The 22853-nt window shown below is 68.2% G+C and carries 19 protein-coding genes, 1 tRNA gene and 1 pseudogene; 10 read left to right on the top strand and 11 right to left on the bottom strand.

Annotation, left to right across the window (positions count from 1 at the left end; all coding sequences use genetic code 11):
- Nucleotides 1-173: 173 nt before the first annotated feature.
- From cmk to aroA, 3 genes are read right to left on the bottom strand one after another with little or no spacing between them, the layout of a single operon-like run.
- The gene (gene cmk / locus VQ042_RS18750; RefSeq protein WP_331821841.1) at nt 174-809 is read right to left on the bottom strand and encodes a (d)CMP kinase; all 636 of its coding nucleotides are present in this window, start codon (nt 807-809) and stop codon (nt 174-176) included.
- A complete protein-coding gene (locus VQ042_RS18745) occupies nt 806-1213 on the bottom strand; it encodes a hypothetical protein (RefSeq protein ID WP_331821840.1) in 408 nt (135 codons plus the stop codon). Before VQ042_RS18745 ends, cmk begins: the two co-directional genes overlap by 4 nt.
- Before the next feature lies 1 nt (nt 1214).
- Complete coding sequence (gene aroA / locus VQ042_RS18740) at nt 1215-2579, bottom strand: 3-phosphoshikimate 1-carboxyvinyltransferase (RefSeq protein ID WP_331821839.1); 1365 nt, start codon at nt 2577-2579, stop codon at nt 1215-1217.
- A 434-nt stretch (nt 2580-3013) separates the two neighbouring features.
- Between aroA and VQ042_RS18735 the strand changes: the two genes are divergently transcribed.
- Together VQ042_RS18735 and VQ042_RS18730 are read left to right on the top strand one after the other, a co-directional pair.
- Entirely contained in the window at nt 3014-3460 is a 447-nt protein-coding gene (locus tag VQ042_RS18735; RefSeq protein ID WP_331821838.1) for a TIGR02300 family protein, read from the top strand.
- Nucleotides 3461-3662: 202 nt separating this feature from the next.
- Nucleotides 3663-3738, top strand: a tRNA-Ala gene (locus tag VQ042_RS18730).
- A gap of 153 nt (nt 3739-3891) precedes the next feature.
- On the opposite strand, the gene VQ042_RS18725 is transcribed toward VQ042_RS18730, so the two are convergent.
- From VQ042_RS18725 to VQ042_RS18710, 4 genes are all read right to left on the bottom strand, one after another.
- Nucleotides 3892-4662, bottom strand: coding sequence for a pentapeptide repeat-containing protein (locus VQ042_RS18725; protein ID WP_331821837.1), 771 nt, complete (start codon nt 4660-4662; stop codon nt 3892-3894).
- 116 nt (nt 4663-4778) lie between these two features.
- Complete coding sequence (locus tag VQ042_RS18720) at nt 4779-6254, bottom strand: sensor histidine kinase (RefSeq protein WP_331821836.1); 1476 nt, start codon at nt 6252-6254, stop codon at nt 4779-4781.
- Nucleotides 6255-6375: 121 nt separating this feature from the next.
- Nucleotides 6376-7341, bottom strand: a complete 966-nt coding sequence (locus tag VQ042_RS18715; RefSeq protein ID WP_331821835.1) for a hypothetical protein — start codon at nt 7339-7341, stop codon at nt 6376-6378.
- Nucleotides 7342-7740: an esterase/lipase family protein gene (locus tag VQ042_RS18710; protein ID WP_331821834.1), complete on the bottom strand. Its 399-nt coding sequence runs from the start codon at nt 7738-7740 to the stop codon at nt 7342-7344.
- A 206-nt stretch (nt 7741-7946) separates the two neighbouring features.
- Here VQ042_RS18710 and VQ042_RS18705 point away from each other — a divergent pair.
- Nucleotides 7947-8906: pseudogene (locus tag VQ042_RS18705) on the top strand (TAXI family TRAP transporter solute-binding subunit); the annotation flags it as partial.
- Nucleotides 8907-9180: 274 nt separating this feature from the next.
- On the top strand, nt 9181-11982 hold the full coding sequence (locus VQ042_RS18695) for a TRAP transporter permease (RefSeq protein ID WP_442880128.1): 2802 nt from the start codon (nt 9181-9183) through the stop codon (nt 11980-11982).
- 492 nt (nt 11983-12474) lie between these two features.
- Here the strand turns inward: VQ042_RS18695 and VQ042_RS18690 are convergent, their stop codons facing one another.
- The gene (locus tag VQ042_RS18690) at nt 12475-13092 is read right to left on the bottom strand and encodes a ribonuclease D (protein WP_331821832.1); all 618 of its coding nucleotides are present in this window, start codon (nt 13090-13092) and stop codon (nt 12475-12477) included.
- Between the two features lie 258 nt (nt 13093-13350).
- On the opposite strand from VQ042_RS18690, the gene dgcN reads away from it, so the two are divergent.
- The 4 genes from dgcN to VQ042_RS18670 all read left to right on the top strand — a co-directional run bounded on the left by dgcN (nt 13351) and on the right by VQ042_RS18670 (nt 17630).
- Nucleotides 13351-14364: an N-acetyltransferase DgcN gene (gene dgcN / locus VQ042_RS18685; RefSeq protein ID WP_331821831.1), complete on the top strand. Its 1014-nt coding sequence runs from the start codon at nt 13351-13353 to the stop codon at nt 14362-14364.
- 91 nt (nt 14365-14455) lie between these two features.
- Nucleotides 14456-16648, top strand: a complete 2193-nt coding sequence (locus tag VQ042_RS18680) for a TRAP transporter permease (RefSeq protein WP_331821830.1) — start codon at nt 14456-14458, stop codon at nt 16646-16648.
- Nucleotides 16645-17067 carry a DUF1850 domain-containing protein gene (locus tag VQ042_RS18675; RefSeq protein WP_331821829.1) on the top strand — a complete coding sequence of 141 codons (423 nt, stop codon included), beginning with the start codon at nt 16645-16647 and terminating at the stop codon, nt 17065-17067. The genes VQ042_RS18680 and VQ042_RS18675 overlap by 4 nt, the downstream gene beginning before the upstream one ends.
- A 158-nt stretch (nt 17068-17225) precedes the next feature.
- On the top strand, nt 17226-17630 hold the full coding sequence (locus VQ042_RS18670; RefSeq protein ID WP_331821828.1) for a DUF805 domain-containing protein: 405 nt from the start codon (nt 17226-17228) through the stop codon (nt 17628-17630).
- A gap of 36 nt (nt 17631-17666) precedes the next feature.
- Here VQ042_RS18670 and betA read toward each other — a convergent pair whose 3' ends face one another.
- Both betA and betI read right to left on the bottom strand, forming a co-directional pair.
- The gene (gene betA, locus VQ042_RS18665) at nt 17667-19373 is read right to left on the bottom strand and encodes a choline dehydrogenase (protein ID WP_331821827.1); all 1707 of its coding nucleotides are present in this window, start codon (nt 19371-19373) and stop codon (nt 17667-17669) included.
- Nucleotides 19370-19975 (bottom strand): choline-binding transcriptional repressor BetI, encoded by a 606-nt coding sequence (betI, locus tag VQ042_RS18660; protein WP_331821826.1) that lies wholly within the window; start codon nt 19973-19975, stop codon nt 19370-19372. Before betI ends, betA begins: the two co-directional genes overlap by 4 nt.
- 215 nt (nt 19976-20190) lie before the next feature.
- On the opposite strand from betI, the gene VQ042_RS18655 reads away from it, so the two are divergent.
- Both VQ042_RS18655 and VQ042_RS18650 read left to right on the top strand, forming a co-directional pair.
- Nucleotides 20191-21792 carry a bifunctional metallophosphatase/5'-nucleotidase gene (locus VQ042_RS18655; protein ID WP_331821825.1) on the top strand — a complete coding sequence of 534 codons (1602 nt, stop codon included), beginning with the start codon at nt 20191-20193 and terminating at the stop codon, nt 21790-21792.
- A 71-nt stretch (nt 21793-21863) separates the two neighbouring features.
- A complete protein-coding gene (locus tag VQ042_RS18650; RefSeq protein ID WP_331821824.1) occupies nt 21864-22439 on the top strand; it encodes a DUF2585 domain-containing protein in 576 nt (191 codons plus the stop codon).
- A gap of 103 nt (nt 22440-22542) precedes the next feature.
- Here VQ042_RS18650 and VQ042_RS18645 read toward each other — a convergent pair.
- Nucleotides 22543-22853: fatty acid desaturase (locus VQ042_RS18645; RefSeq protein ID WP_331821823.1), on the bottom strand; the 311-nt coding region annotated here is incomplete at its 5' end.

The following is a 22853-nucleotide window of genomic DNA, read 5'->3' as shown; positions in this document are numbered from 1 at the left end:
GGGAGGGGCCCGAAGGTCGACCGCCATGGGGCGGGTCGGCATTCGTGCGGCGCGCGGGACCGCGGCCGGACAGGTGATATCGAAGCCTTGGGCCGGGTCCGCGGGTGACCGCAGGCCGATAGCCGAAAAGGGGCGCGGTCCAGTCCTGAACCCGCCCCGAAAACTCCGTTCCGTCAGGCCAGAGCGCGATCGATGACCGCGCAGGCCGCCTGGAACGCCGCTTCTATACCCAATTCGCTGGTATCCAGCAAGTGCGCATCGGGCGCGGGCCGCAGCGGCGCGATGGTTCGCCCGGCATCGCGTTCATCGCGCTCGCGCACCTCGGCCAGGATGCGCTCGTAATCCACGTCGCGGCCCTTGGCGGCGAGTTCCTCCGTGCGTCGGCGCGCCCGCACCTCGGCCGAGGCGGTGACGAAGATCTTCACCCGGGCCGCGGGGCAGATCACCGTGCCGATGTCGCGCCCGTCGAGCACCGCGCCGTCGGGCCGCGCGGCGAAGTCGCGCTGGAATTCGGTCAGGGCCGAGCGGACCGGGCCGTGCACGGCGACGCGCGAGGCGAGTTCGCCGGCCTCGCGGCCGCGCAGCGTGCCGTCGTCGAGGTGGCTGGTGTCGAGCCGGGCGGCGATCGCGCCGGTCGCGGCCGCGTCGTCGAGGTCGACGCCCTGGTCGAAGGCCAGCTTTCCCACGGCCCGGTAGAGCAGCCCGGTGTCCAGATAGGGCAGCCCGTAATGCGCCGCGACGCGCTTGGCCAGGGTGCCCTTGCCGGCCGCGGCCGGGCCGTCGATCGCGATGGTGAGCGCCGTTGTCATGGGGCGGAATCCGTATTGGCGGACGCGTCCGGGGCCGGGGCGGCGAGCCGGGCCACGCCGCGCGCGTCGAGGACGAGAAGGAGGGCCGCGATGGCGGCGCCGAGCAGATAGGGGATCGCGACCATGAACAGGATCAGCTCCAGTTCGCCGATCCAGCGGGCGATGCGCAGCACGAAGTCGATGACGCCGTTGCCGGTGGCCAGCACGTCATCGCCCGTGCCCAGCGGCGCGTTGGCGTGGACGATGGCGAGGGCGGCGCAGCCGGCCAGCAGCAGGGGAGCCGGGACGAGCGACACCAGCCGTTCCGCGAGGGTCCCCGGCCGGGCGCGCAGCTGCCGGGCCCGGTAGCGTCCGTAGATGAAGGCCAGCGGCGAGAAGAACAGGAGCGCCAGGACCGCCGTCACGTCATGCTCCGCCGGACAGGTCGGCGCCGAGCCCGCGCATCATCGCCTGGAATTCCGGGAAGCTGGTCGCGATCATCCGCCCGTCGTCGACGGTCACGGCGCGCTCGCAGGCCATGCCCAGCACCAGGAAGCTCATGGCGATGCGATGGTCCAGATGGGTCGCCACCGTGCCGCCGCCATAGGGGCCATCCGGCCCGCGGCCCTCGGGATGGCCGGTCACCGTCAGCCAGTCGGCGCCTTCCTCGTGGGCGACGCCGTTGGCCGCCAGCCCGGCCGCCACCGCGGCGAGGCGGTCGCTCTCCTTGACGCGCAGTTCGTCTAGCCCGCGCATCACGGTGGTGCCGTCTGCGAACGCCGCCGCCATGGCGAGCACCGGATATTCGTCGATCATCGACGGCGCACGCTCGGCCGGCACCTCGACGGCGGTCAGCCGGGAGTGGCGGACGCGCAGGTCTGCCACGTCCTCGCCGCCGGCGACACGCCGGTTCACGATCTCGATCGACGCGCCCATCTCGATCAGCGTCTCCACGAGGCCGCTGCGGGTCGGGTTCATCAGGACGTTCTCGATGGTCACGTCCGAACCCGGCACGATCAGCGCCGCCACCACCGGGAAGCCCGCAGAGGACGGATCACCCGGCACGGTGAAGTCGGCGACGCCCGTCAGCGTGCCCTGGCCTTCGAGCCGGATATGGCGCACGCCCTTCGCGTCGGTCTCCACCTCCAGCGCCGCGCCGAACCCCTGCAGCATCTTTTCGGTATGGTCGCGGGTCATCACCGGCTCGATGACGGTGGTGATGCCCGGCGCGTTGAGGGCGGCGAGAAGCACGGCCGACTTCACCTGTGCCGAGGCCATGGGGACGCGGTATTCGATCGGCGCGGCCACGCGCGGCCCGTGCAGCGACAGCGGCAGCCGGTCGCCCGAGCGCGCCACCACCTGGGTGCCCATCAGCCGCAGGGGATCGAGGACGCGGCCCATGGGGCGCTTGGACAGGGAGGCGTCGCCCACGAAGGTAGCGCCGAAATCATAGGAGCCGACGAGGCCCATGGTCAGGCGGACCCCGGTCCCGGCATTGCCGAAGTCGATGATGCTCTCGGGCTCCAGCAGGCAGCCATTGCCGACACCCTCGACGACCCAGGTCTCGCCGTCCTTGCGGATCTGCGCGCCCATGGCCCGCATGGCGTTCCCCGTCGCGATGACGTCCTCGCCTTCGAGCAGGCCGGTGACGCGGGTCGTGCCGGCGGCGATGCCGCCGAACAGGAAGGCGCGGTGCGAGATCGACTTGTCGCCGGGAACCCGGACCGTGCCGGTCAGCGCGGTCGAATGTCGGGCGGCGATCGGCCGAGGGGTGGCTGCGCTTCCATGCATGCTGTCGTGTTCCCGGTTCCTGATGGCCCGCGTGCGGGACCTGGCGTCGTGGCGCGGCTGGCGGTTCGGCCCGGCCGGCGGGCATCGCGGCGGTGCATCGGCCGCCCTGTCGCCCCGCTCGCCGGGGTCGAATTCGGCGCCCGGGACGGCGGCCCTTTCTGTCGCCCGAAACGGGCTTTGACAAGGGCCGGTCAACGCCGTATGGGACCAACCGATTTTCAACGGACCGGCACAACGTCGCGAAAGCGCCGCAGACCGGCCGCGCAGCGGGGTTTTCGCAGCGGGCCGGCGGCCTTGCCGCAGCGCTCCGCAGCCCGGTCTGGGAGGGGTCGGACCGGACCGGCGCATCCACAGACCCCGGACGGCGGCATGCAACCCGGACCCGATCAACCAGTTGGACGCATCAGCGACGATCCGATCATGACGAGGCGATAATGGCGAAACCCGAACTTGGCACCAAGCGGACCGATCCCGACACCGGGAAGAAGTTCTACGATCTGAACCGCGATCCGATCGTCTCTCCGTTCACCGGCAAGACCTATCCGCTGTCCTTCTTCGAGACCGTGGAAGTGTCGCGGTCGTCGGCCGCCGCCGCAAAGGCCAAGGCCAAGGCTGCGGCCGCCAAGAAGGCGGCCGACGAGGAAGAGGAGGAGGAGGACGACACGGTGGAGGTCGAGCAGACCGACAACACCGTGTCGCTCAGCGACGTCGAGGAAGAGGAATCCACGCCCGAAAAGGCCGTGCCGGATGTCGACGACAGCGACGACGAGGATTCCAACGACGACGATGACGACGCCGCCTACCTGCCCGACGACGAGGATGACGACGACGACGACGTCTCCGACATCATCGGCGGCGGCCGCGACGACGACGACGACTGATCGCGCCTTCGCGGTGCGGCCCTGCCGGCCACGCAGCCGGCAGGGCCTTGGAAAGCAGGCGGTTCGGGAAATTTCACCGGCTTCGCAGGCCGGCACCGGAAAACCGCTTGACCCCTGCGGCGGGCTTGATTAAGACCCGCCGACATGACGCGGGCCCGACCACCAGACGGGCCCGGAACATTCGCCGGACCACCGGCGGCGTGGGGCCATAGCTCAGCTGGGAGAGCGCTACAATGGCATTGTAGAGGTCAGCGGTTCGATCCCGCTTGGCTCCACCATTCTTCCCAGACTTCAGACAAATCCGGCCTCGTTACCTGCAGCTTTGAAATGAGCCGTCGGGGATGTGACTGCGGCCGTTGGTTCGATGCCCGGCCTGCGTTCGAACTCGCCTAACGGCAGGGTCGTGACGAGTCGCTCGGCGACGGTACCCTTCATTCCTTAGGACACGGCCAATCCGTCGGGCGGGACAACCCCTCGGGCAGGATCGTTGCGTCGTCGCCGCAGGCCAGGGCGACTTGGGCCTGTGCCAGACCCGTCGCGGTGGACAGGTCGACCCCTTCCAGCCGCGTCAGATACAGATAGGCGCCGGTGAAATCCGGCTGTCCGGCCAGTGTCACGCCGGCAAAATGGGCGCGGGCGAGATTGGCGTAGCGGAAGCCGGCGCCGGTCAGGTCGGCGCCTTCGAAATAGACGCGTCCGAGCTCGGCCTTGTCGAAGCGGCTGCCGGCCAGATCGGCGCCGCGAAAATTCGCCCGCTGGAATTCGCCGCCCTCGAAGGAGGCGTCTTTCGCCGACAGGTCGGAGAAATTGGCCCGGTAACCCTCGACCTTGCGGAAGCTCGCGTCGTCGGCCCGTGCTCCGGCAAGGGATGCGCGCACCAGTGTTGCCTTTTCGAGATCGGCGCCGGACAGGTCCGCCTCGCGCAGGTCCGTGAGGCTGAAATCCGTGTCGGCGAGGCGGGCCCCGTCCAGCCGGGCGCCCGACAGCATGAGATTGCTGCGGTCGCAGGCGCTCCAGTCGATCCCGGGCTCGGCCGGCGCCCTGCAGTCGGCGGCCCGGGCGGTGGTGGCGGCAAGGCCGAGCGCCAGGGACAGGCCGAGGACAAGCAGCGGACGATTGCGCGCAGGGCTCGGGCCGCGGGGTGCGCCAGGGGTCCCGGAGGATATGTCGCTGGCTTCGTGCCACCGCATGCTTGCCGTCACGTGTCGTCCTCCAGGCGCCTTGGGGGCGCATGCCATGACTATTGCCGGCATTGGGCGGCAGGACAATCGCGTCCTGGCGTCTCACCAACCGCCCGAGGGACGACGCGGCTTCCGGCTCAACCGAGCGTGCCCGTCAGCTGGAAGGTGACGCCGGAGGGCGGGAAGTCGAGCTGGCCGTCGCCCTCGAAATAGGAGCCGACGATGCGCTCGATCAGCCGCGAGCCGAAGCCGCGCCGCGTCGGCTCGCCGACAAGCGGGCCATTGCTCTCGATCCAGGCGAAGCGGAAGGCATCGCCCGTTCCGACCTCCCAGCGTATCTCGACCTCTCCCGACGGCGACGACAGCGAGCCGTATTTGGCCGCATTGGTCGCCAGTTCGTGCAGGGCCAGCGACAGGCCGAGCACCTGCTGGGCGCTCAGCACCACGTCGGGACCGTCGATGGAGATGCGCCCCTGGCCGGTGCGGTGGGGGGCGAGGGCCTCGTCGACGACCTGGCGGATGCCGGCGCCGGTCCAACTCGTCTGGGTGAGGATGTCCTGCGCCCTGGCCAGCGCCTGCACCCGGCTGGAGATCGCCTCGCGTCCGGCGTCCAGGGATTTTGCCGTTCGCAGGCTCTGGCTGACGATCGACTGCACCGTCGCCAGGACGTTCTTCATGCGGTGCGACAATTCGTGGGTCAGTTCCCGGCGCTGTTCCTCGGCCTGGTATTCGTGCGTCCGGTCGCGCAGGATCTTCAGATAGCCGATCCGGGTCTCCGCCTCGCCCAGCAGCGGCATGATCTCGCCCGAGGCCCAGAACCGCGTGCCGTCCTTGCGCTGGTGCCAGCCTTCGCCGATCCGGCAGCCGGTCTCGCGCGCGCTCGCCATTTCCCGGCCGGCGAGGTCGGATTCGCGATCTGCCGCGGTGAAGACCATGGCGGCGGGCTGGCCCAGCGTTTCGGCCTCGCTCCAGCCGAAGATCTTCTGCGCGCCGGGGCTCCACGACGTGATCGTCCCGTCGAGATCGGTGGTGATGATGCTGAAATCCACCGCGCTGTCGACGATCTGCCGATACTGGGATTCCAGCCGCCGCACATGGCTCAGGGCGTTCTGCGTCTGTTGCAGCGAAAGGCGCAGCTCCAGCTGCGTGGAAACCTGCCGGGCGAGGAGACGGAGCGTGCGGATCTGGTGGTCGTCGAGTTCCCTGGGCATGTGGTCGAGGACGCACATGGTGCCCAGCGGCAGCCCCTCGGCCGATTTCACCAGCACGCCTGCGTAAAAGCGCAGATAGGGCTCGCCATGGACGAGCGGATTGCCATCGAAGCGGGGATCCCGCGTGGCATCGGGAACGATCATCATCTCTTCGGCGAGCAGTGCGTGCCGGCAGAAGGAGATGTCGACCGGGGTCTCGCGCACGCCCAGCCCGACCTCGGCCTTGAAGAACTGGCGGGTGTCGGAGACGAAATTGACCACGGCGATCGGGGTCCCGCAGACCTCGGAGGCGATCCGGGCCAGGTCGTCGAATTCCTCTTCCCTGGGCGTGTCGAGGATCCGATACGCCTGGAGAGCATCGAGCCGTTCGGCCTCGGTGTAGGACGGTCGCGACAGGATCAATGGGAAACCGGGACGGTGGCGGAAGCTTCGCGTTGCATAGACTGGAAATAGCCGCGAACCGGCTGTTTCCGCAAGGTCTGTTCGGTTTTGCCGGACTGGCGGCTGGAGCTCTTGCCGGAGCTCAGTCGGTCAGCGCGATCCATGCCACATCGTCCGGATCGTCCGGCGTCGTGCGCGCCGTGATGACCTCGCCGTCGAAGCCTCCCGCGACCGACTGCGCGGTGTCTCCGGGCACGGCGATCGCGGCCTGCCAGACCGAAGGTACCGGCTCTCCCGCCGGCCGTCCGGCGATGGGCACGGCGTCGAGGGTGGCATTGTCGTCGATGCCGAAATAGCCGCGTGGCCGCATCATGGCGACGATCTCTCCTGCCACAGCGACAGCGGGTGGCGGCAACAGCCGCAGATTGGCGAGCGTCGTGGAGCGGGGGAAAGGCGACCGATAGATCCGCGTCAGGGGATGGCCGTCCGCCGCGATCACGAATTCGTATGGCTGTCCGGGTCCTGCCGCAAACGGCCCGTAGCGCCCGTCGGTGCCCACGGTCTGGCTGTACACCGGGTCGCCCCGGCGCTCGCCGGTTTGCGGGTCGACGGCGAAGACGTCGAGCCGGGCGCCGGCGAGGGGAAGATTGGTCGGCGCGCCGTTGGCAAAGCCCGAGATCTCTCCGGAGACCTGTGGCTGTTCCTCAGGCTGGATGTCGAGCCGGGTTGGCGGAGTGCCGGCAAGCGCCGAATACATGGCGATGAAGGCGTCCGGCGAGGTCGCCGTCTCGCGATGGTCTGCCCCTTCGAGGATGATGGTCTGCGCCCCGTCGAGCTCCGGCGCGTCGTAGGATACGCCGGTCGCCTGTTCGGGCCGGCCCAGAAACCGGCCGTCGGGCTGGGCGTAGAGATCGAAGCGGTCGGAGCGCAGGACCGTGACCGCAAGTCCCTCCGGCACCTCGGGCGACGTGTTCAGCGCCGTCAGGAACAGGCCCGCCCCGTTGTATTCCGAGCCGATGCGCTCCTGCGGGTTCGCATAGACGCCGTGATGGACGCATCCGGCCAGCACCATCGACGCGACCTTTCCGGCCCCACCGAAATTCTTCACCTAATTACGGGCGGTCTGGCAGCCGCGGGAATGGGCGACGATCGCGACCTGGTCGGCGTCGGTCGCCGCGAGGGCCTGGTCGACGGCGTCCGCCACTTCGCGGGCGGCATCTTGTGTCGACGAACGGTTGTCCTGCGCGATCCGGTCGTCGAGCCGCGCGGCCGGGTGGTCGATGTCGACGGCAAACAGGTGGCTCGCGGGAACGCCGTTGGTCTCGAAGCGCCACAGGACCGGCATCCAGAAAGAGGCCGAATCGCTGTCGCCATGGACGAAGACGATGGGCGGGACGGCATCGTTCGCCGCGGCAGCGACGGTCGGTCCGCCGGCTGCGATCCCGGTCACGGCCGCGGCCAGAACAGCCTTGGCGATCCGTCCGTGTCCGCTTTTCCACAGTCCCATGCAGCCCCCTTCGACCCAGTTTGCAGGCCAAGAGAGGGCGGCCGGACGCCGCGGCAACCGCAGGCGGCGGCAGACGCCGTTCAGGCCGCCGCGTGGGGACGCAAACTTGCACATAAGCGGGAAAGCGGTCTTACTGATCGACACTTGGCCGGATCGAATTGTCCCCTAGGATAAAGTTTCGGGCCTAACGAACAGAGGAAGCTCCCATGAACAAAACCGGATGGATCACAGCCGGGCTTGCCGCCCTGGCCATGTCGTCGGGCACGGCAACCGCACAGGAAAAATTCATCACCATCGGCACCGGCGGTCAGACCGGCGTCTACTACGTCGTCGGGCAGTCGATCTGCCGGCTGGTCAACCGCGAGAGCGAGACGAACGGCCTGCGCTGCACGGCGCCGTCGACCGGGGCCTCCGTCGCCAACATCAACGCCATCAAGGCCGGCGACCAGACCATGGGCGTCGCCCAGTCCGACATGCAGTACAACGCTCTCGAAGGCCAGGATCCCTGGCAGGGCGATCCGTTCCCCGGTGAGCGCGCCGTGTTCTCGATCCACCCCGAGCCGATCACCGTGGTCGCCCGGGAAGATTCCGGCATCGAGAGCTTCGACGATCTCAAGGGCAAGCGCGTCAACATCGGCAATCCCGGTTCCGGTTCGCGCGCGACCATGGAAATCGTCATGGACCGCAAGGGCTGGACGATGGGCGATTTCTCGCTCGCGTCCGAGCTGAAGGCCGCCGAGCAGTCGCAGGCGCTCTGCGACAACAAGGTCGACGCCATCATCTACACCGTCGGCCATCCGAACGGCTCGATCCAGGAAGCCACGACCTCCTGCGCCTCCAAGCTGGTCCCGGTGACCGGACCGGAGATCGACAAGCTGGTCGACGAGAACCCCTACTACTCCAAGGCGACCATTCCGGGCGGCCTCTACGAGGGCAATGCGGAGGACACCGAGACCTTCGGCGTGCGCGCCACGATGGTCTCGTCCGACCAGGTCGACGAGGAGACCATCTATCAGGTGGTCAAGGCGGTGTTCGAGAACTTCGACCGCTTCAAGAAGCTGCATCCCGCCTTCGAGAACCTGACCAAGGAAGAGATGATCACGGCCGGCAATTCCGCGCCGCTGCATCCGGGCGCCGAGCGCTACTTCAAGGAAGCCGGCCTCCTGNCTGCATCCCGCCTTCGAGAACCTGACCAAGGAAGAGATGATCACGGCCGGCAATTCCGCGCCGCTGCATCCGGGCGCCGAGCGCTACTTCAAGGAAGCCGGCCTCCTGTAAGGCCGATCTTCGCCCGGCCGGCGGATCCGCCGGCCGGGCACCCGGCGCCCGCCGACCGGGCGGCGCCCCCAGCAGCGCAGAAATCCCGTCGACCCGACCGGACATGGCGGCGCCGCAAAAGACGATCCTCGCATTCCCAGACAGGCGGAGTGACCAGCTGCGATGGCCAGAGACCCACGTCATTCCGAAAGCCTCGACGACGAACGCGCCCGCACGATCGATACCGTCGACGTCGAATCGGCGACCTCCCGCCAGGAGCAGCTGAACGAACTGGTCGCGTCCTCCGACACCGGCGGGCGCAGTCCCGCCAAGCCGGTGGCCTATCTGATCTCGGGTGTCGCCCTGGTCTGGTCGCTGTTCCAGCTGTGGATCGCCTCGCCGGTCCCCTTCATGGTCGGCTTCGGCGTCTTCAACGACACCGAAACGCGCTCGATCCACCTGGCCTTCGCGCTGTTCCTGGCGTTTCTCGCCTTCCCGGCCTCGCGCTCGATCCCGCAGCTGGCGCTGGGCGCGGCTGTGCCGCTGATCCTCGGCTATCTGTTCCTGGAAGGCGCGACCGGCGTCCTGCCGGTCTGGTACATCCCCGTCATCACCCTGGCGATGGTCGTCGCCGCGCTGCTGCCGTCGCCGACACGCCGCGTGCTGCCCCATGAATGGCTGCTGGCGATCGTGGGCGCCGGGACCGCGTCCTATCTGTTCTTCGCCTATGTCTCGATATCAGGGCGCATCGGCGCGCCGAACATGACCGACTTCATGGTCGGCACCGTCGGCCTGATGGTGCTGCTGGAAGCCACCCGGCGGGCGCTCGGACCGGCGCTGATGGTCGTCGCGACGGTCTTCCTCGTCTACACCTTCCTCGGCCCCTACATGCCGACGATCATCGCCCACAAGGGCAATTCCCTGTCGGAGGTGGTCAACCACCAGTGGATCACCACCGAGGGCGTCTTCGGCATCGCGCTCGGCGTCTCCACCTCCTTCGTCTTCCTGTTCGTGCTGTTCGGCTCGCTGCTCGATAAGGCCGGTGCCGGCAGCTATTTCATCAACGTCGCCTTCTCGCTGATGGGCCACATGCGCGGCGGGCCGGCCAAGGCGGCGGTGGTCTCCTCGGCAATGACCGGCCTGATCTCCGGCTCGTCCATCGCCAATGTGGTGACGACCGGCACCTTCACCATTCCGCTCATGAAGCGGGTCGGCTTCTCGGCCGAAAAGGCCGGCGCGGTGGAGACCGCTTCCTCGGTCAACGGCCAGATCATGCCGCCGGTGATGGGCGCGGCGGCCTTCCTGATGGTCGAGTATGTCGGCATCCCCTATTTCGACGTGGTCAAGCACGCCTTCCTGCCGGCGATCATTTCCTACATCGCGCTGGTCTACATCGTGCATCTGGAGGCCATGAAGGCCGGCATGCAGGGCCTGCCGCGCGCCTATGAGCCGAAGCCCTGGCTGCAATGGCTGGTCGGCGTCGTCTTCGGCATCCTCGTCCTCTGTGCCCTGTCCTTCGGCGTCTATTACGGCATGGGCTGGATCCGCCCGGCGTTCGGCGACAATGCCGGCTGGGTGGTCTTTGCGCTGCTCATCGCGGTCTATGTCGGGCTGTTGCGGTACGGCGCGAAATATCCGGCGCCGAAGATGGACGATCCGGACAAGCCGATCACCGAGCTGCCGCTGCCCGGCCCGACGGTGAAGTCCGGCCTGCACTTCATCCTGCCGGTCGTCGTCCTCGTCTGGGCGCTGATGATCGACCGCCTGTCGCCTGGCCTGTCGGCCTTCTGGGCGGCAGCCTTCATGATCTTCATCCTGGTCACCCAGCATCCGATCACCGCGTTCTTCCGTGGCACCGGCGATTACGGCTTCCAGATCACCCGCGGCATCTTCGACCTCATCGACGGGCTGATCACCGGCGCCCGCAACATGATCGGCATCGGCATCGCCACGGCCACCGCCGGCATCATCGTCGGCGCGGTGTCGCAGACCGGCGTCGGCTCGGCGCTGGCCGAAGTGGTGGAGGTGTTGTCGGGTGGCAATCTGATGGCGATCCTGCTGCTCACCGCATTCCTGTCGCTGATCCTGGGCATGGGGCTGCCGACGACGGCCAACTACATCGTCGTCTCGGCGCTTCTGGCCCCGGTGATCGTCACGCTCGGCGAGGCCAACGGCCTGATCGTGCCGCTGATCGCCGTCCATCTCTTCGTGTTCTATTTCGGCATCATGGCCGACGTGACACCGCCGGTGGGCCTGGCCTCCTTCGCCGCCGCGGCGGTCTCGGGCGGCGACCCGATCAAAACCGGCGCCATTGCCTTCTTCTACTCGCTGCGCACGGCGGCGCTGCCCTTCCTGTTCATCTTCAACACCGATCTGTTGCTGATCAATGTCGACATTCCGCACGGCATCTTCATCGCCGTCGTGGCGACGGTTGCGATGCTGTTGTTCGCGGCGGCCACCCAGGGCTGGTTCCTGACCCGCAACCGCATCTACGAATCGGTGGCGCTGCTGCTGATCGCCTTCACCCTGTTCCGGCCGGGCTTCTGGATGGACATGCTGGTCGCGCCCTATGCCGAGCGGCCGGGCAGCGAAGTGGCGCTGGCCGCCGCCGAGACGCCGGCCGACCAGCCGCTGCGCCTGCGCATCGACTATCTCGACGCCTTCGGGGCTCCCTCCCAGCGCTCCGTCGAGCTGGCGCTGCCGGCCGGCGAAACCGGCGAGGAGCGGCTGCAGAATGCCGGGCTGGAACTGATCGAGCGGGACGGCAAGACGATCATCGACAATGTCACCTTCGGTTCGGCCGCCGAGACCGCAGGGCTCGACTGGGACCAGGAGATCACGCTGGTCCGCACGCCCACGGACCAGCCGTCGAAATACTGGATGTTCATCCCGGCGCTGGCGGTCCTGGCCCTGATCGTCTGGGCCCAGCGCCGACGGCGGCCCGCGGATGAGTCGGCGCATGGCGAGAGGGCCGTGGCCGCCTGAGGCGACGTTCGTCGAAAAGCGCCACGAGTCGGGCAGGACTCGGATCGAGCGGGCGACAGGGCTTCCCATGAAAAAAGCGCGGCGAACCGTATTCGCCGCGCTTTTCGTATCTGGGTGCCGACGGGATCCCGGCGGTTGCCTGTGGCGTCCCGGCCGGCTGATCTCAGCGCGACACCGGGAGGCGCAACATCAGCCGACGAGTTTCAGCAACGCGACGGTCAAGAGCAGGGCGACGGAAAGCATGCCGGAGACGGCGAGGGTCTGCATGAAGGGGCTGCGGATCATGATGTGCGCCTTTCGCTGAGCGCGTTGCTGATGCCGCGCATATGCGATTGCCGGAGCGCCCGATCCAGTCTGCTTTGCGACACCGGGTGCCGCGCGAAAGACATTCATCGCCGCCGCGTCAGTTTCGCGTAAGCCACGTCCCGGGCCCCTGCCCGGAAAGGGCCGGAAACCGTCTGGCCCCGGTCCTGCCGTGCGCCTGTCCGCGTGTCAGGCCGAGTGCGAGAAGATGTCTTCTTCGGCCCATCCGGCGAGGTCGAGGCGAGCCCGAGTCGGCAGGAAGGTGAAGCATGCCTTGGCGAGGTCCATGCGGTCCTCGCGCTCCAGCCGCTTGTAGAGCGCGCCCATGATGTCGTGGAGATACAGGACGTCGGACGCGGCATATTCGATCTGCGCCTGCGACAGGGTCTCGGCCGCCCAGTCCGACGATTGCTGCTGCTTGGAGATGTCGACGCCGACCATCTCGCGGGCGAGATCCTTCAGCCCGTGGCGGTCCGTGTAGGTGCGGGTGAGGCGCGAGGCGATCTTGGTGCAGAAGATGCCGTCGGTCATCACGCCGAAGGCGTGGTAGAGCGCCGCGATGTCGAAGCGCGCATAGTGGAAGATCTTGGTCCTGGCCGGGTCCTTGAGCAGCGCGGCGATGTTCGGCGCCTCGCTCTGGCCCTTGGCGATCTGCACGATGTCGGCGGTGCCGTCCCCCGGCGACAGCTGGACGACGCAGAGCCGGTCGCGGCGCGTGTCGAGGCCGAGGGTTTCGGTGTCGATCGCCACCGGACCGGTATAGCGGGAGATGTCGGGAAGATCGCCTTTGTGGACGCGGATGGTCATGGATCGCCTTCGCTCGAGAAAAATGTCTGCTCCGCTCTACCGGATTTCGCCTCCGAGGCAAAAGTTCTTCGTGCTGGCGGCGGATGGCGGGTCGCTCGCCGGGGCCCGTACCGGGGACGGTGCCGATGCGGCCTGGCCGCCCCGATCAGCCCACCAGCCACCTGTGCACTGCCGCAACCTTCCCCGCGCCGCTGCTTCACAAGCGGCGGCAACTCGGTCAGTCTGGCGTCCGATAGATCCCTTCCCGAAAGCGCCATCATGAACGTCACTCCTCCCTATCTCATGTTCCTCGGCGACGTGCCTGACGCGCTGGCGGCCAAGACCGCGCAGGGCGTCGTCGACTGGCGCCGGGACTGGTGCCTGGCGCAGCTGCGTCTGCCGGGTTGCGGCGCCGATCTCGGCCTGCCGGAGATGTCCGTGCCCGATGCACTGGCGGCGGGTGCAAGGACCATGGTGGTCGGCGTCGTCAATGCCGGCGGGGTGCTGCCCGAGCACTGGGTCGACACCATCGTCGCCGCGCTGGAGGCCGGCCTAGACGTGGCCAGCGGCCTGCATGTACGGCTGGGCTCGGTGGATCGCATCGCCGCAGCCGCCGCAGCCAACGGCCGGCAGCTTTTCGACCTGCGCCAGCCCGATCGCAGCTATGACACCGGCAAGGGGCGCAAGCGGACCGGCAAGCGCCTGCTCGCCATGGGCACCGACTGTTCGGTCGGAAAGAAATATGCCGCCCTCTGCCTGGAGCGCGACATGCAGGCCGCTGGTTTCGACGCCGACTTTCGCGCCACGGGCCAGACCGGCATCCTGATTGCCGGCCGCGGCGTCCCGCTCGACGCGGTCGTCGCCGATTTCATCGCCGGCGCAGCCGAATGGCTGACGCCCGATGCGGCCGACAGCCATTGGGACGTGGTCGAGGGGCAGGGCTCGCTGTTCCACCCGTCCTTTGCCGGCGTGACCCTCGGCCTGCTGCACGGCTCGCAGCCCGATGCCTTCGTGGTCTGCCACGAGCCGACCCGCCGCACCATGCGCGGCGTCGAGACGCCGCTGCCCACCATTGCCGCGGTGATCGAGGCGACGATCATCCTGGGCCGGCTGACCAACCCGGCCATCCGCTGCGTCGGTATCTGCGTCAACACCGCCAGGCTGGACGAGGATTCGGCCCGGACCCTGCTGGCGGAACTGGCGGCCGAGCACGGCCTGCCGGCCACCGATCCGGTGCGTTTCGGCTCGGCGCCGGTGGTGGAAGAGATCGCCCGGATCTACGGAAGGCCTTGACGGGGCGAGGCCTCTTGCCGGAAAGGGCAATCGCCTTTCGAGGCCGATGTTGTATGGTCCGGCCGTAACAGGCCTCTGGGAGGAGCCGTCGATGAGCCAGGGTACGCCGGGCGAACTGGAGAGGCATCACGAACTGGCGCCGGACGGCGAGCCCGTCGAGGTGCACGATCCGTTGTCGGCGGGCTTCCCGCTCGGCACGGAAGGCCGGATCTTGTTCTGGATCGCCTTTGCCTTCTCGATCTTCCAGCTCGCGACCGCTGCGCATCTGTGGGACCTGCCGAGCCAGATCGTGCGGGCCGTCCATGTCGGCTTCCTGTGCCTGCTTGGCCTGCCGCTGGTCGCCGCCATCAAGGGCGAGAATGCCGGCCTGCGGGCGCTGTTCTGGCTGCTCGGCCTGGCCGGCATGGGCGTTGCCGTCTATCAATGGTGGGAATACGAGGCACTGATCTTCCGCGCCGGCATGCCGTCGGTGAGTGACACGGTCGTCGGCGTCGCGGCGCTGGCCGTGCTGTTCGGGGCCACCTGGCGGATCATGGGTCCGGCCCTGCCGATCATCGCCGGCCTGTTCCTGGCCTATTGCCTCTTCGGCCGCTTCCTGCCGTCGCCCTTCGTGATCCGCTACTACCCGTTCAGCCAGATCGTCGACCACATGTCCTTCGGTACCGAGGGCATCTACGGCATCCCGACCTACGTCTCGTCCTCCTACATCTTCCTGTTCATCCTGTTCGGCTCCTTCCTGGAGCGGGCGGGCATGATCAAGCTGTTCACCGACATTTCGCTGGGCCTGGTCGGCGGCGCCAAGGGCGGCGCGGCCAAGGTCGCGGTCATCTCCTCCGGCCTGATGGGCACGATCTCCGGTTCGGGCGTCGCCAATGTGGTGACCACCGGCCAGTTCACCATCCCGCTGATGAAGCGCTTCGGCTATCGCCCCGCCTTTGCCGGCGGTGTCGAATCCACCGCTTCCATGGGCGGACAGCTCATGCCGCCGGTGATGGGCGCGGTCGCCTTCATCATGGCCGAGACCCTGAATGTGCCTTATGCCGCCGTCGTCCAGGCAGCGGTGATCCCGGCGGTGCTCTATTTTGGCTCGGTGTTCTGGATGGTCCATCTGGAGGCCGGCAAGCGCGGCCTCCTCGGCCTGCAGCGGGACGAGCTGCCCTCGGCGCTCCAGGCGCTGAAAAAGGGCTGGTACCTGCTGCTCCCGCTCGGCGTCCTCGTCTATCTCCTCTTCACCGGTTACACGCCGCTCTATGCCGGCACGATCGGCCTGGCGCTGACGGCGCTCCTGATCCTCGGCGCGCCGCTGGCCGGACGAATCTCGGTGCAGGCGCTGCGCTACATCTTCTGGATCGGGCTCGGCCTCTCGGCCGCGGCCTTCTTCGAATACGGCATCACGCCGGTGGTGATCGCCCTGGCCGTGCTGATCGGCCTCTGCGCCCTGTTCCGGGGCGGCCGCGAGACGCTGCTCCTGACCCGCGACGCCCTCGCCGAGGGCGCCAAGACGGCGCTGCCCGTCGGCATCGCCTGCGCCATCGTCGGCATCATCGTCGGCACGATGACGCTGACCGGCGTTGCCAACACCTTCGGCCAGTTCATCGTGGCGGTCGGCGACACCTCGCTGTTCCTGTCGCTGGTGCTGACCATGATCACCTGCCTGATCCTGGGCATGGGCATCCCGACCATCCCCAATTACATCATCACCTCCTCGATCGCCGGTCCGGCGCTGCTCGCCCTCGGCGTGCCCCTGATCGTCTCCCACATGTTCGTCTTCTATTTCGGCATCCTGGCCGATCTGACGCCGCCGGTGGCGCTTGCCTGCTTCGCGGCCGCGCCGATCGCCAAGGCGCCGGGGCTGAAGATCTCCCTGCAGGCGGTGAAGGTGGCGCTCGCCGGCTTCGTCATCCCCTTCATGGCCGTCTACACCCCGGCGCTGATGCTGCAGGACGGGGGCCCGCTGGCCGAAGCCATCGGCTACTGGCCGGCCGTCGCCTACATCATCTTCAAGGCGTGCCTGGCTATTGCGCTGTGGGGCGCGGCGGCGATCGGCTATCTGGCCGCGCCGCTGAAATGGTGGGAGCGCGCCGTGGCGACGGTCGCGGCCTTCACGCTGATCGCCGCGCTGCCTGTCACCGACGAGATCGGCTTCGCCCTGGCCGCGCTGATCCTCGGCTGGCATACGCTGCAGGTCCGTCGGCACGGGGTGCCCGAAGTGGTCAACCGCACCGGCGGCGGCAGCACGGCTCGGGGCAACACCCGTGACGAGAGGGCCTCGGCGGCCGAATGATCTGCATCGCCGCCGGCGCCAAGGCGCTGACCCTGGCCGCCACGGCCTTTTCGCTGGCCTGGACCCATTCCGTGGAGAAGACCCGCTGGGAAGAGCGCTGGGTGGTCGGGCCGGGCGGCCTGACCGTCGTCGAGGGACGCGTCGAGGGATCGGGCGCCGGCATGGAGCCACCGGCTGACGCCGTGCTGCAGGACGGTGCCTATGTCTACACGCCTGTTCTGGCGCCGGTTCCCGAACTCGTGCTGGCCGCATCCGGCGCCACCGGGGCAGGCTGGACCCTCTGTCCGCTGGCCGATGCCGACAGCTCCGGGGCGGGGGCGGTCGGCAAATGCCTGACCCTCGGCGAGGCGGCCGGCGCCCCGGTGCGGATCTCGGCCTGTCCGGGCCCCGGCGACACGGCGCAGGGCATGCGCCGCTGACTCCAAACAGCTGTGACAGATACACCCGCGCTCTTACGCTGTGAGCCACGCTGCGCCGCGCCTCGTCGTGAGCTCCAGACGGTGGAATCCCGCCTTCGGATCGGGCAGGCTGGCCCTGTCAGCCGGCCACCAGCCGGCAAGTGTCAGGGGGACAAGCCATGTCGTTTGCCGAAGCCGTCCGCTCAGTCTTTGAAAACTACGCGACCTTCCGGGGCCGGGCGCCGCGATCGGAGTTCTGGTGGTTCGCGCTGTTCACGCTGGCCGGCAATCTCGTGTTCGGCATTCTCGATTCGGTCTTGGTCGGCCCTGTCATGGGTGTCGCGCCCTTCTCCGGCGAAGGCTACCAGCCGCTCGGCTCGATCTTCTCGCTGGCGATCTTCATTCCGTCGCTGGCCGTCTCGGTCCGCCGCCTGCACGACACCGGCCGCAGCGGCTGGTGGTTCCTGATCAATCTGGTGCCGCTGTTCGGCTGGCTGGTGTTTATCTATTTCGCCGTTCAGCCCAGTGATGCCACCAATCGCCACGGCCCGCCGCCGCTGACCGGGCACGCCGTGCTGCGCTGACGGAATGCGGGCAGCGGTGCTTCGCCGCCCGCCGCGTTACCGCTGGCGCTCGCGCCAGTGGGGGTCGATCCAGGGCTGCCTGTCGGGCTCCGGGGCGAGCATGCCGTCGCCGAGAATGTGGTCGGCGGCTTTCTCTCCGACCATGATCGAAGGGCCGTTGAGATTGCCGTATGGGATGCGCGGGAAGATCGACGAATCGGCCAGGCGCAGATTTTCGGTCCCGATCACCCGGCACGCCGGATCGACCACCGCACCGGCATCGTCCGGTGCGCCGATGCGGCATGTGCCGCAGGGGTGATAGGCGCTCTCGGCGTGCTCCGCGATGAAGGCGTCGAGATCGTCGTCGCTCTGCAACGCCGCCCCGGGCTGGATCTCCGGGCCGCGATAGGCGTCGAAGGCGGCCTGGGAGAAGATCTCGCGCGTCAGCCGGATGGCGCGCCGGAATTCGGGGAAATCGTCCGGGTGCGACATGTAGTTGAAGCGGATCGACGGTGCCGCGCCGGGATCGTCGCTCTTCAGGCGGACCCGGCCGCGCGACTGGGAGCGCATCGGCCCGACATGGGCCTGGAAGCCGTGTCCGGGTGCTGCCGCCTGGCCGTCATAGCGGATCGCGCCGGGCAGGAAATGATACTGGATGTCGGGATATTCGACGCCGGCCGCGGACCGGATGAAGCCCGCTGCCTCGAAATGGTTGGTGGCGCCGTAGCCCGTGTGCATCAGCATCCATTCCAGCCCGACGCGCCCCTTGGCGAAGAGGTGCAGATAGCCGTTAAGGGTGATGGGCTGGGTGCAGGATTGCTGGATGTAGACCTCCAGATGGTCCTGCAGGTTCTGGCCCACGCCCGGCCGTTCGACGCGGGTGTCGATGCCGACCCGCGACAGCTCGGCCGGATCGCCGATGCCCGAATGCATGAGGATGGTGGGGGAGTTGATGGCGCCGGCGGCCAGCACCACCTCGCGCCGCGCCCGCACGATGCCGGTGCGCCTGCCGCGCCGGCTGATCTCCACGCCGGTGGCGCGGGTGCCCTCGAAGGCGATCCGCGCGACATTGCCCTGAAGCAGGCGGCAATTGCCGCGAGCCATGGCCGGGCGCAGATAGGCGTTGGCGGCCGACCAGCGTCGGCCGCGCCAGATCGTCTGCTGCATCGGGCCGAAGCCCTCGGGCATGGCGCCGTTGTAGTCGTCGGTCAGCGGATAGCCCGCCTGGCGGCCGGCCTCCAGGAAGGCGCCGTAAAGCGGGTTCTGCATGGCCCCGCGCTGGACGTTGAGCGGCCCGGACATGCCGCGCCAGGCCGGATCACCGGCCGGCAGCCCGTCGGCGGCACGGGGTTCGGTGCCGCCGCCCTCGAAACTCTCCATGCGCTTGAAGTAGGGCAGCACGTCCGCATAGCCCCAGCCGGCCGCGCCGGTCTCGGCCCAATGGTCGAAATCCTTGGCGTGGCCGCGCACATAGACCATGCCGTTGATCGAGGACGAGCCGCCGATGACGCGGCCGCGCGGCGTCGCCAGCCGCCGGCCGCCCAGCGTCGCCTCCGGCTCGGCCCGGTAGCCCCAGTCGTAGCGCGCCATGTTCATCGGAAAGGACAGGGCGCCCGGCATCTGGATGAAAGGCCCGGCATCGGTGCCGCCGGCCTCGACCACGACGACGTCGTAGCGGCCTGATTCCGACAGCCGATAGGCCAGCGCCGATCCGGCCGAGCCGGACCCGACGATCACGTAATCGGCTTCGTCGAGAGTCTTCATGGGGCGACCTCCGCGTCGATGACCCGCTCGATCATCCGCACGGCGGCGGCGCGGTCGGGCGCGGTCAGGGGGGTGAGAGCCTGGCGCAGCCAGACGCCGTCGATCATCGCGCCGGTGGCCGCCGCGATCGAGACCGCCGCGACCGGACCGACGAGCGGCTCGAGACCCGAGACGAGATTGGTTTCCAGCCGCCGGAAATAGACGCGCAGCAGGCGTGCGGCCTCCGAGGAGCGGCGGGCATAGATGTAGAACACCAGCCAGGCGGTGATCGCCTCGCGGCGGAACTGGCTTTCGTCGAAGGCTGCCTCGATCACCGCCGAGACGCGCTCGCGCGGCGTGCGGGCGGCACACAGGCGGCGGGTGACCTCGGCGCGGAACTCGCGCAGAAGCTGGCGCATGGCGGCGATCAGCAGATCGTCCTTGGCACCGAAATAATGATGCGCAAGGGCGGGCGAGACGCCGGCGCGCGAGGCGATGTCGGCCATGGTGACGTCGAGCGAGCCGGCCTGTTCGACGGCGCCGATGACGGCACCGATCAGCGCTTCGCGGCGCTCGCTCTCGATTCCGCCACGGCCCGTGCGGGGCGATTTCCATTGGGTCATGGCGTCAAGATAGGTAAGTTGATTGATCAGTCAATCAATTAAGTTGCGAGGCCGCCATGCCGACCGGGTGGCATGACCAGGCAGGCCCTTTGGGACGTTGTACCACCCTGTTCAAACCGCCTCGTCTCTGGCTAACATCGCCGCGTAGCGCAGTGCGATCGGCCTGCCGGCCCTCCCTCCGGGATCCTGGCGTTCCCAAGCGAAAGAGATGTGACATGAGGCGACTGACGGGTGCCGCGGCGATCGCGCTGACGGCGGCAATGGCCGGGCCGGCCCTTGCCGACTACACGCTGACGATCCTGCATACCAACGACATGCACAGCCGGATCGAGCCGATCAACAAATACGATTCCACCTGCTCGGCCGACGAGGCGACGAAGGCCGAGTGCTTCGGTGGCTCGGCCCGGCTCCTGTCCGGCATCCGAGCCGCGCGCGAGGCCCATCCCAACACGCTGCTCGTCGACGGCGGCGACCAGTTCCAGGGCACGCTGTTCTATACCCAGTACAAGGGCAAGGCCGCGGCCGAGATGATGAACGCCCTCGGCTATGACGCCATGACCGTCGGCAACCATGAATTCGACGATGGCCCGCAAGTGTTGCGCGCCCTCATGGAAGCCGTCGACTTCCCGGTCCTTCTGGCCAATGCCGACGTCACCGCCGAGCCGGAACTGGCCGAGACGCTGAAGCCCTCGGCGGTGATCGAGAAGGGCGGCGAGAAGATCGGCCTGATCGGCGTCACCCCGAGCGACACCGGCGAATTGTCGAGCGCCGGCCCGAATGTGCGCTTCTCCGATCCGGCCGAGGCGGTGCGGGCCGAGGTCGAACGGCTGACCGAGGAGGGCGTGACCCGGATCATCCTCCTCAGCCATTCGGGCTATGCCGTCGACCAGCGCATCGCCGCCGAGGTGAACGGCATCGACGTCATCGTCGGCGGGCACAGCAACACGCTCCTGTCGAATACCGACGACACGGCGGCCGGCCCCTATCCGACCATGGTGCCGAACCCGACGGGCATCGACGTGCCGATCGTCCAAGCCTATGCCTACGGCAAGTATCTCGGCGAACTCACCGTGACATTCGACGATTCCGGCCTGGTCACGGCCGCGGTCGGCAACCCGGTGATAATGGACGGCCAGATCGCCGAGGACAGCGATCTCAAGGCGCGCATCGAGGAACTCGCCGGTCCGCTGCAGGAAATCCGCGAGAGGGTCGTCGGCCAGAGCCAGGTTGCGATCGACGGGTCGCGCGAGACCTGCCGGGCGAAGGAATGCGAGATGGGCAACCTCGTCGCCGATGCGATGCTGGCCCGCGTCGCCGACCAGGGCACGGCCGTGGCCATCATCAATGGTGGCGGCCTGCGCGCCTCGATCGATTCCGGCGAGATCACCATGGGCGAGGTGCTGACCGTGCTGCCCTTCCAGAACACCCTGTCGACCTTCCAGCTGACCGGCGCCGACATCGAGGCGGCGCTGGAGAACGGCGTGTCGCAGGTCGAGGAGGGCGGCGGCCGCTTCCCGCAGGTGGCGGGACTGAAATATGCCTGGTCGCCCGCCGGCACGCCCGGGCAGGACCGCATCCGCTCGGTCGAGATCCGCGAGGGCGAGGGCTACGTGCCGCTCGATCCGGAGAAGACCTATCTCGTCGTCTCCAACAACTTCATGCGCACCGGCGGCGACGGCTACACCGTGTTCGCCGAAAAGGGCACCGAGGCCTATGATTTCGGTCCGGCCCTGGAAGAGGTGGTGGTCGAGTATCTCGCCGGCACCGATGCGGCCTATGCGCCCGTCATCGAGGGGCGGATCACCGAGGTGCAGTAGGCACGTCCCACGTCCCGCGCTATGAGGCAAAGGCCGGCGGCAGCGCCGGCCTTTTTGGGTGGCGGAGAGCGATGATGGAGAGGATGCGCAGGGCCGGCTGGATCGAGGCATTGGCCTGCGTGGCGATCGTCGCGGCAACGGCGGCGATTCTGCTGGCAATGGGCCGGACGCCGATCTGCGAATGCGGCACGATCAAGCTCTGGCACGGCGTGGTGGTCAGTTCGGAAAATTCCCAGCATCTGTCGGACTGGTACTCGCCGTCTCACCTGATCCACGGCGTCCTGTTCTTCTTCGCCGGCTGGCTGCTTCTGCGGCGGGCCAGCTTCGGCACCCGGCTGGTCCTGGCGCTGCTGGTCGAAGCGGCCTGGGAGATCGCCGAGAACACCGACGCGGTGATCCAGCGCTACCGCGAGGCGACGATTGCGCTCGACTATTACGGCGACAGCGTCCTGAATTCCGTGTCCGACATCGGCTTCATGGTGCTGGGATTCTGGCTCGCGAGCCGGCTGCCGGTCTGGCTGACCGTGACCCTGGCCATCGGTCTGGAGCTGTTCGTCGGCTGGATGATCCGCGACAATCTCACCCTCAACGTCCTGATGCTGCTGTGGCCGCTGGACGCGGTGAAGGCATGGCAGGGCGGAGCTTAGCCGCGCTTTCGGGAGCCGAGGGATGGGCAGGCGCTGCCGGGGTCCGTGGAAATAGACGGGCAGCGGCGTGATCGCACGCGCCGCTGCCCGGTCGTATCGTGACTCAGCCGGCGGCCGGTGTCGGTTCGAGCCGGGTCCCGAGCGATCTGGCGGCGTCGCGGAACGACACCAGCCGGCGGGCGCTCTCGTCCCACAGGACGAGCTTCACGCAGCCCAGGCTCTGCCGGATCGTGATGCGGCCGAGCCCGTGCAGTTCGGGATGGTCGCGCAGCACCTGCGGCAGGCGGTAGAACGGCACCGTGGCCGACAGATGATGCACGTGGTGGATGCCGATATTGCCGGTGAACCAGCGCAGGACCGGCGGCAGGTCGTAATGCGACGAGCCGTGCAGGGCGGCGTGCTGGAACTTCCATT

The organism is Aurantimonas sp. A2-1-M11 (assembly GCF_036549475.1).
Lineage (GTDB): Bacteria > Pseudomonadota > Alphaproteobacteria > Rhizobiales > Rhizobiaceae > Aurantimonas.
Note: the sequence above shows the minus strand (reverse complement) of the source record. Positions and strands in the feature narration are given on the sequence as shown.

What these genes read in the sequence shown, in the direction of transcription:
- cmk (WP_331821841.1), bottom strand. Translation starts at nt 809, where the DNA reads ATGACAACGGCGCTCACCATCGCGATCGACGGCCCGGCCGCGGCCGGC.
- aroA (WP_331821839.1), bottom strand. Translation starts at nt 2,579, where the DNA reads ATGCATGGAAGCGCAGCCACCCCTCGGCCGATCGCCGCCCGACATTCG.
- VQ042_RS18735 (WP_331821838.1), top strand. Translation starts at nt 3,014, where the DNA reads ATGGCGAAACCCGAACTTGGCACCAAGCGGACCGATCCCGACACCGGG.
- VQ042_RS18710 (WP_331821834.1), bottom strand. Translation starts at nt 7,740, where the DNA reads ATGGGACTGTGGAAAAGCGGACACGGACGGATCGCCAAGGCTGTTCTG.
- VQ042_RS18695 (WP_442880128.1), top strand. Translation starts at nt 9,181, where the DNA reads ATGGCCAGAGACCCACGTCATTCCGAAAGCCTCGACGACGAACGCGCC.
- VQ042_RS18690 (WP_331821832.1), bottom strand. Translation starts at nt 13,092, where the DNA reads ATGACCATCCGCGTCCACAAAGGCGATCTTCCCGACATCTCCCGCTAT.
- dgcN (WP_331821831.1), top strand. Translation starts at nt 13,351, where the DNA reads ATGAACGTCACTCCTCCCTATCTCATGTTCCTCGGCGACGTGCCTGAC.
- VQ042_RS18680 (WP_331821830.1), top strand. Translation starts at nt 14,456, where the DNA reads ATGAGCCAGGGTACGCCGGGCGAACTGGAGAGGCATCACGAACTGGCG.
- VQ042_RS18675 (WP_331821829.1), top strand. Translation starts at nt 16,645, where the DNA reads ATGATCTGCATCGCCGCCGGCGCCAAGGCGCTGACCCTGGCCGCCACG.
- VQ042_RS18670 (WP_331821828.1), top strand. Translation starts at nt 17,226, where the DNA reads ATGTCGTTTGCCGAAGCCGTCCGCTCAGTCTTTGAAAACTACGCGACC.
- betA (WP_331821827.1), bottom strand. Translation starts at nt 19,373, where the DNA reads ATGAAGACTCTCGACGAAGCCGATTACGTGATCGTCGGGTCCGGCTCG.
- betI (WP_331821826.1), bottom strand. Translation starts at nt 19,975, where the DNA reads ATGACCCAATGGAAATCGCCCCGCACGGGCCGTGGCGGAATCGAGAGC.
- VQ042_RS18655 (WP_331821825.1), top strand. Translation starts at nt 20,191, where the DNA reads ATGAGGCGACTGACGGGTGCCGCGGCGATCGCGCTGACGGCGGCAATG.
- VQ042_RS18650 (WP_331821824.1), top strand. Translation starts at nt 21,864, where the DNA reads ATGATGGAGAGGATGCGCAGGGCCGGCTGGATCGAGGCATTGGCCTGC.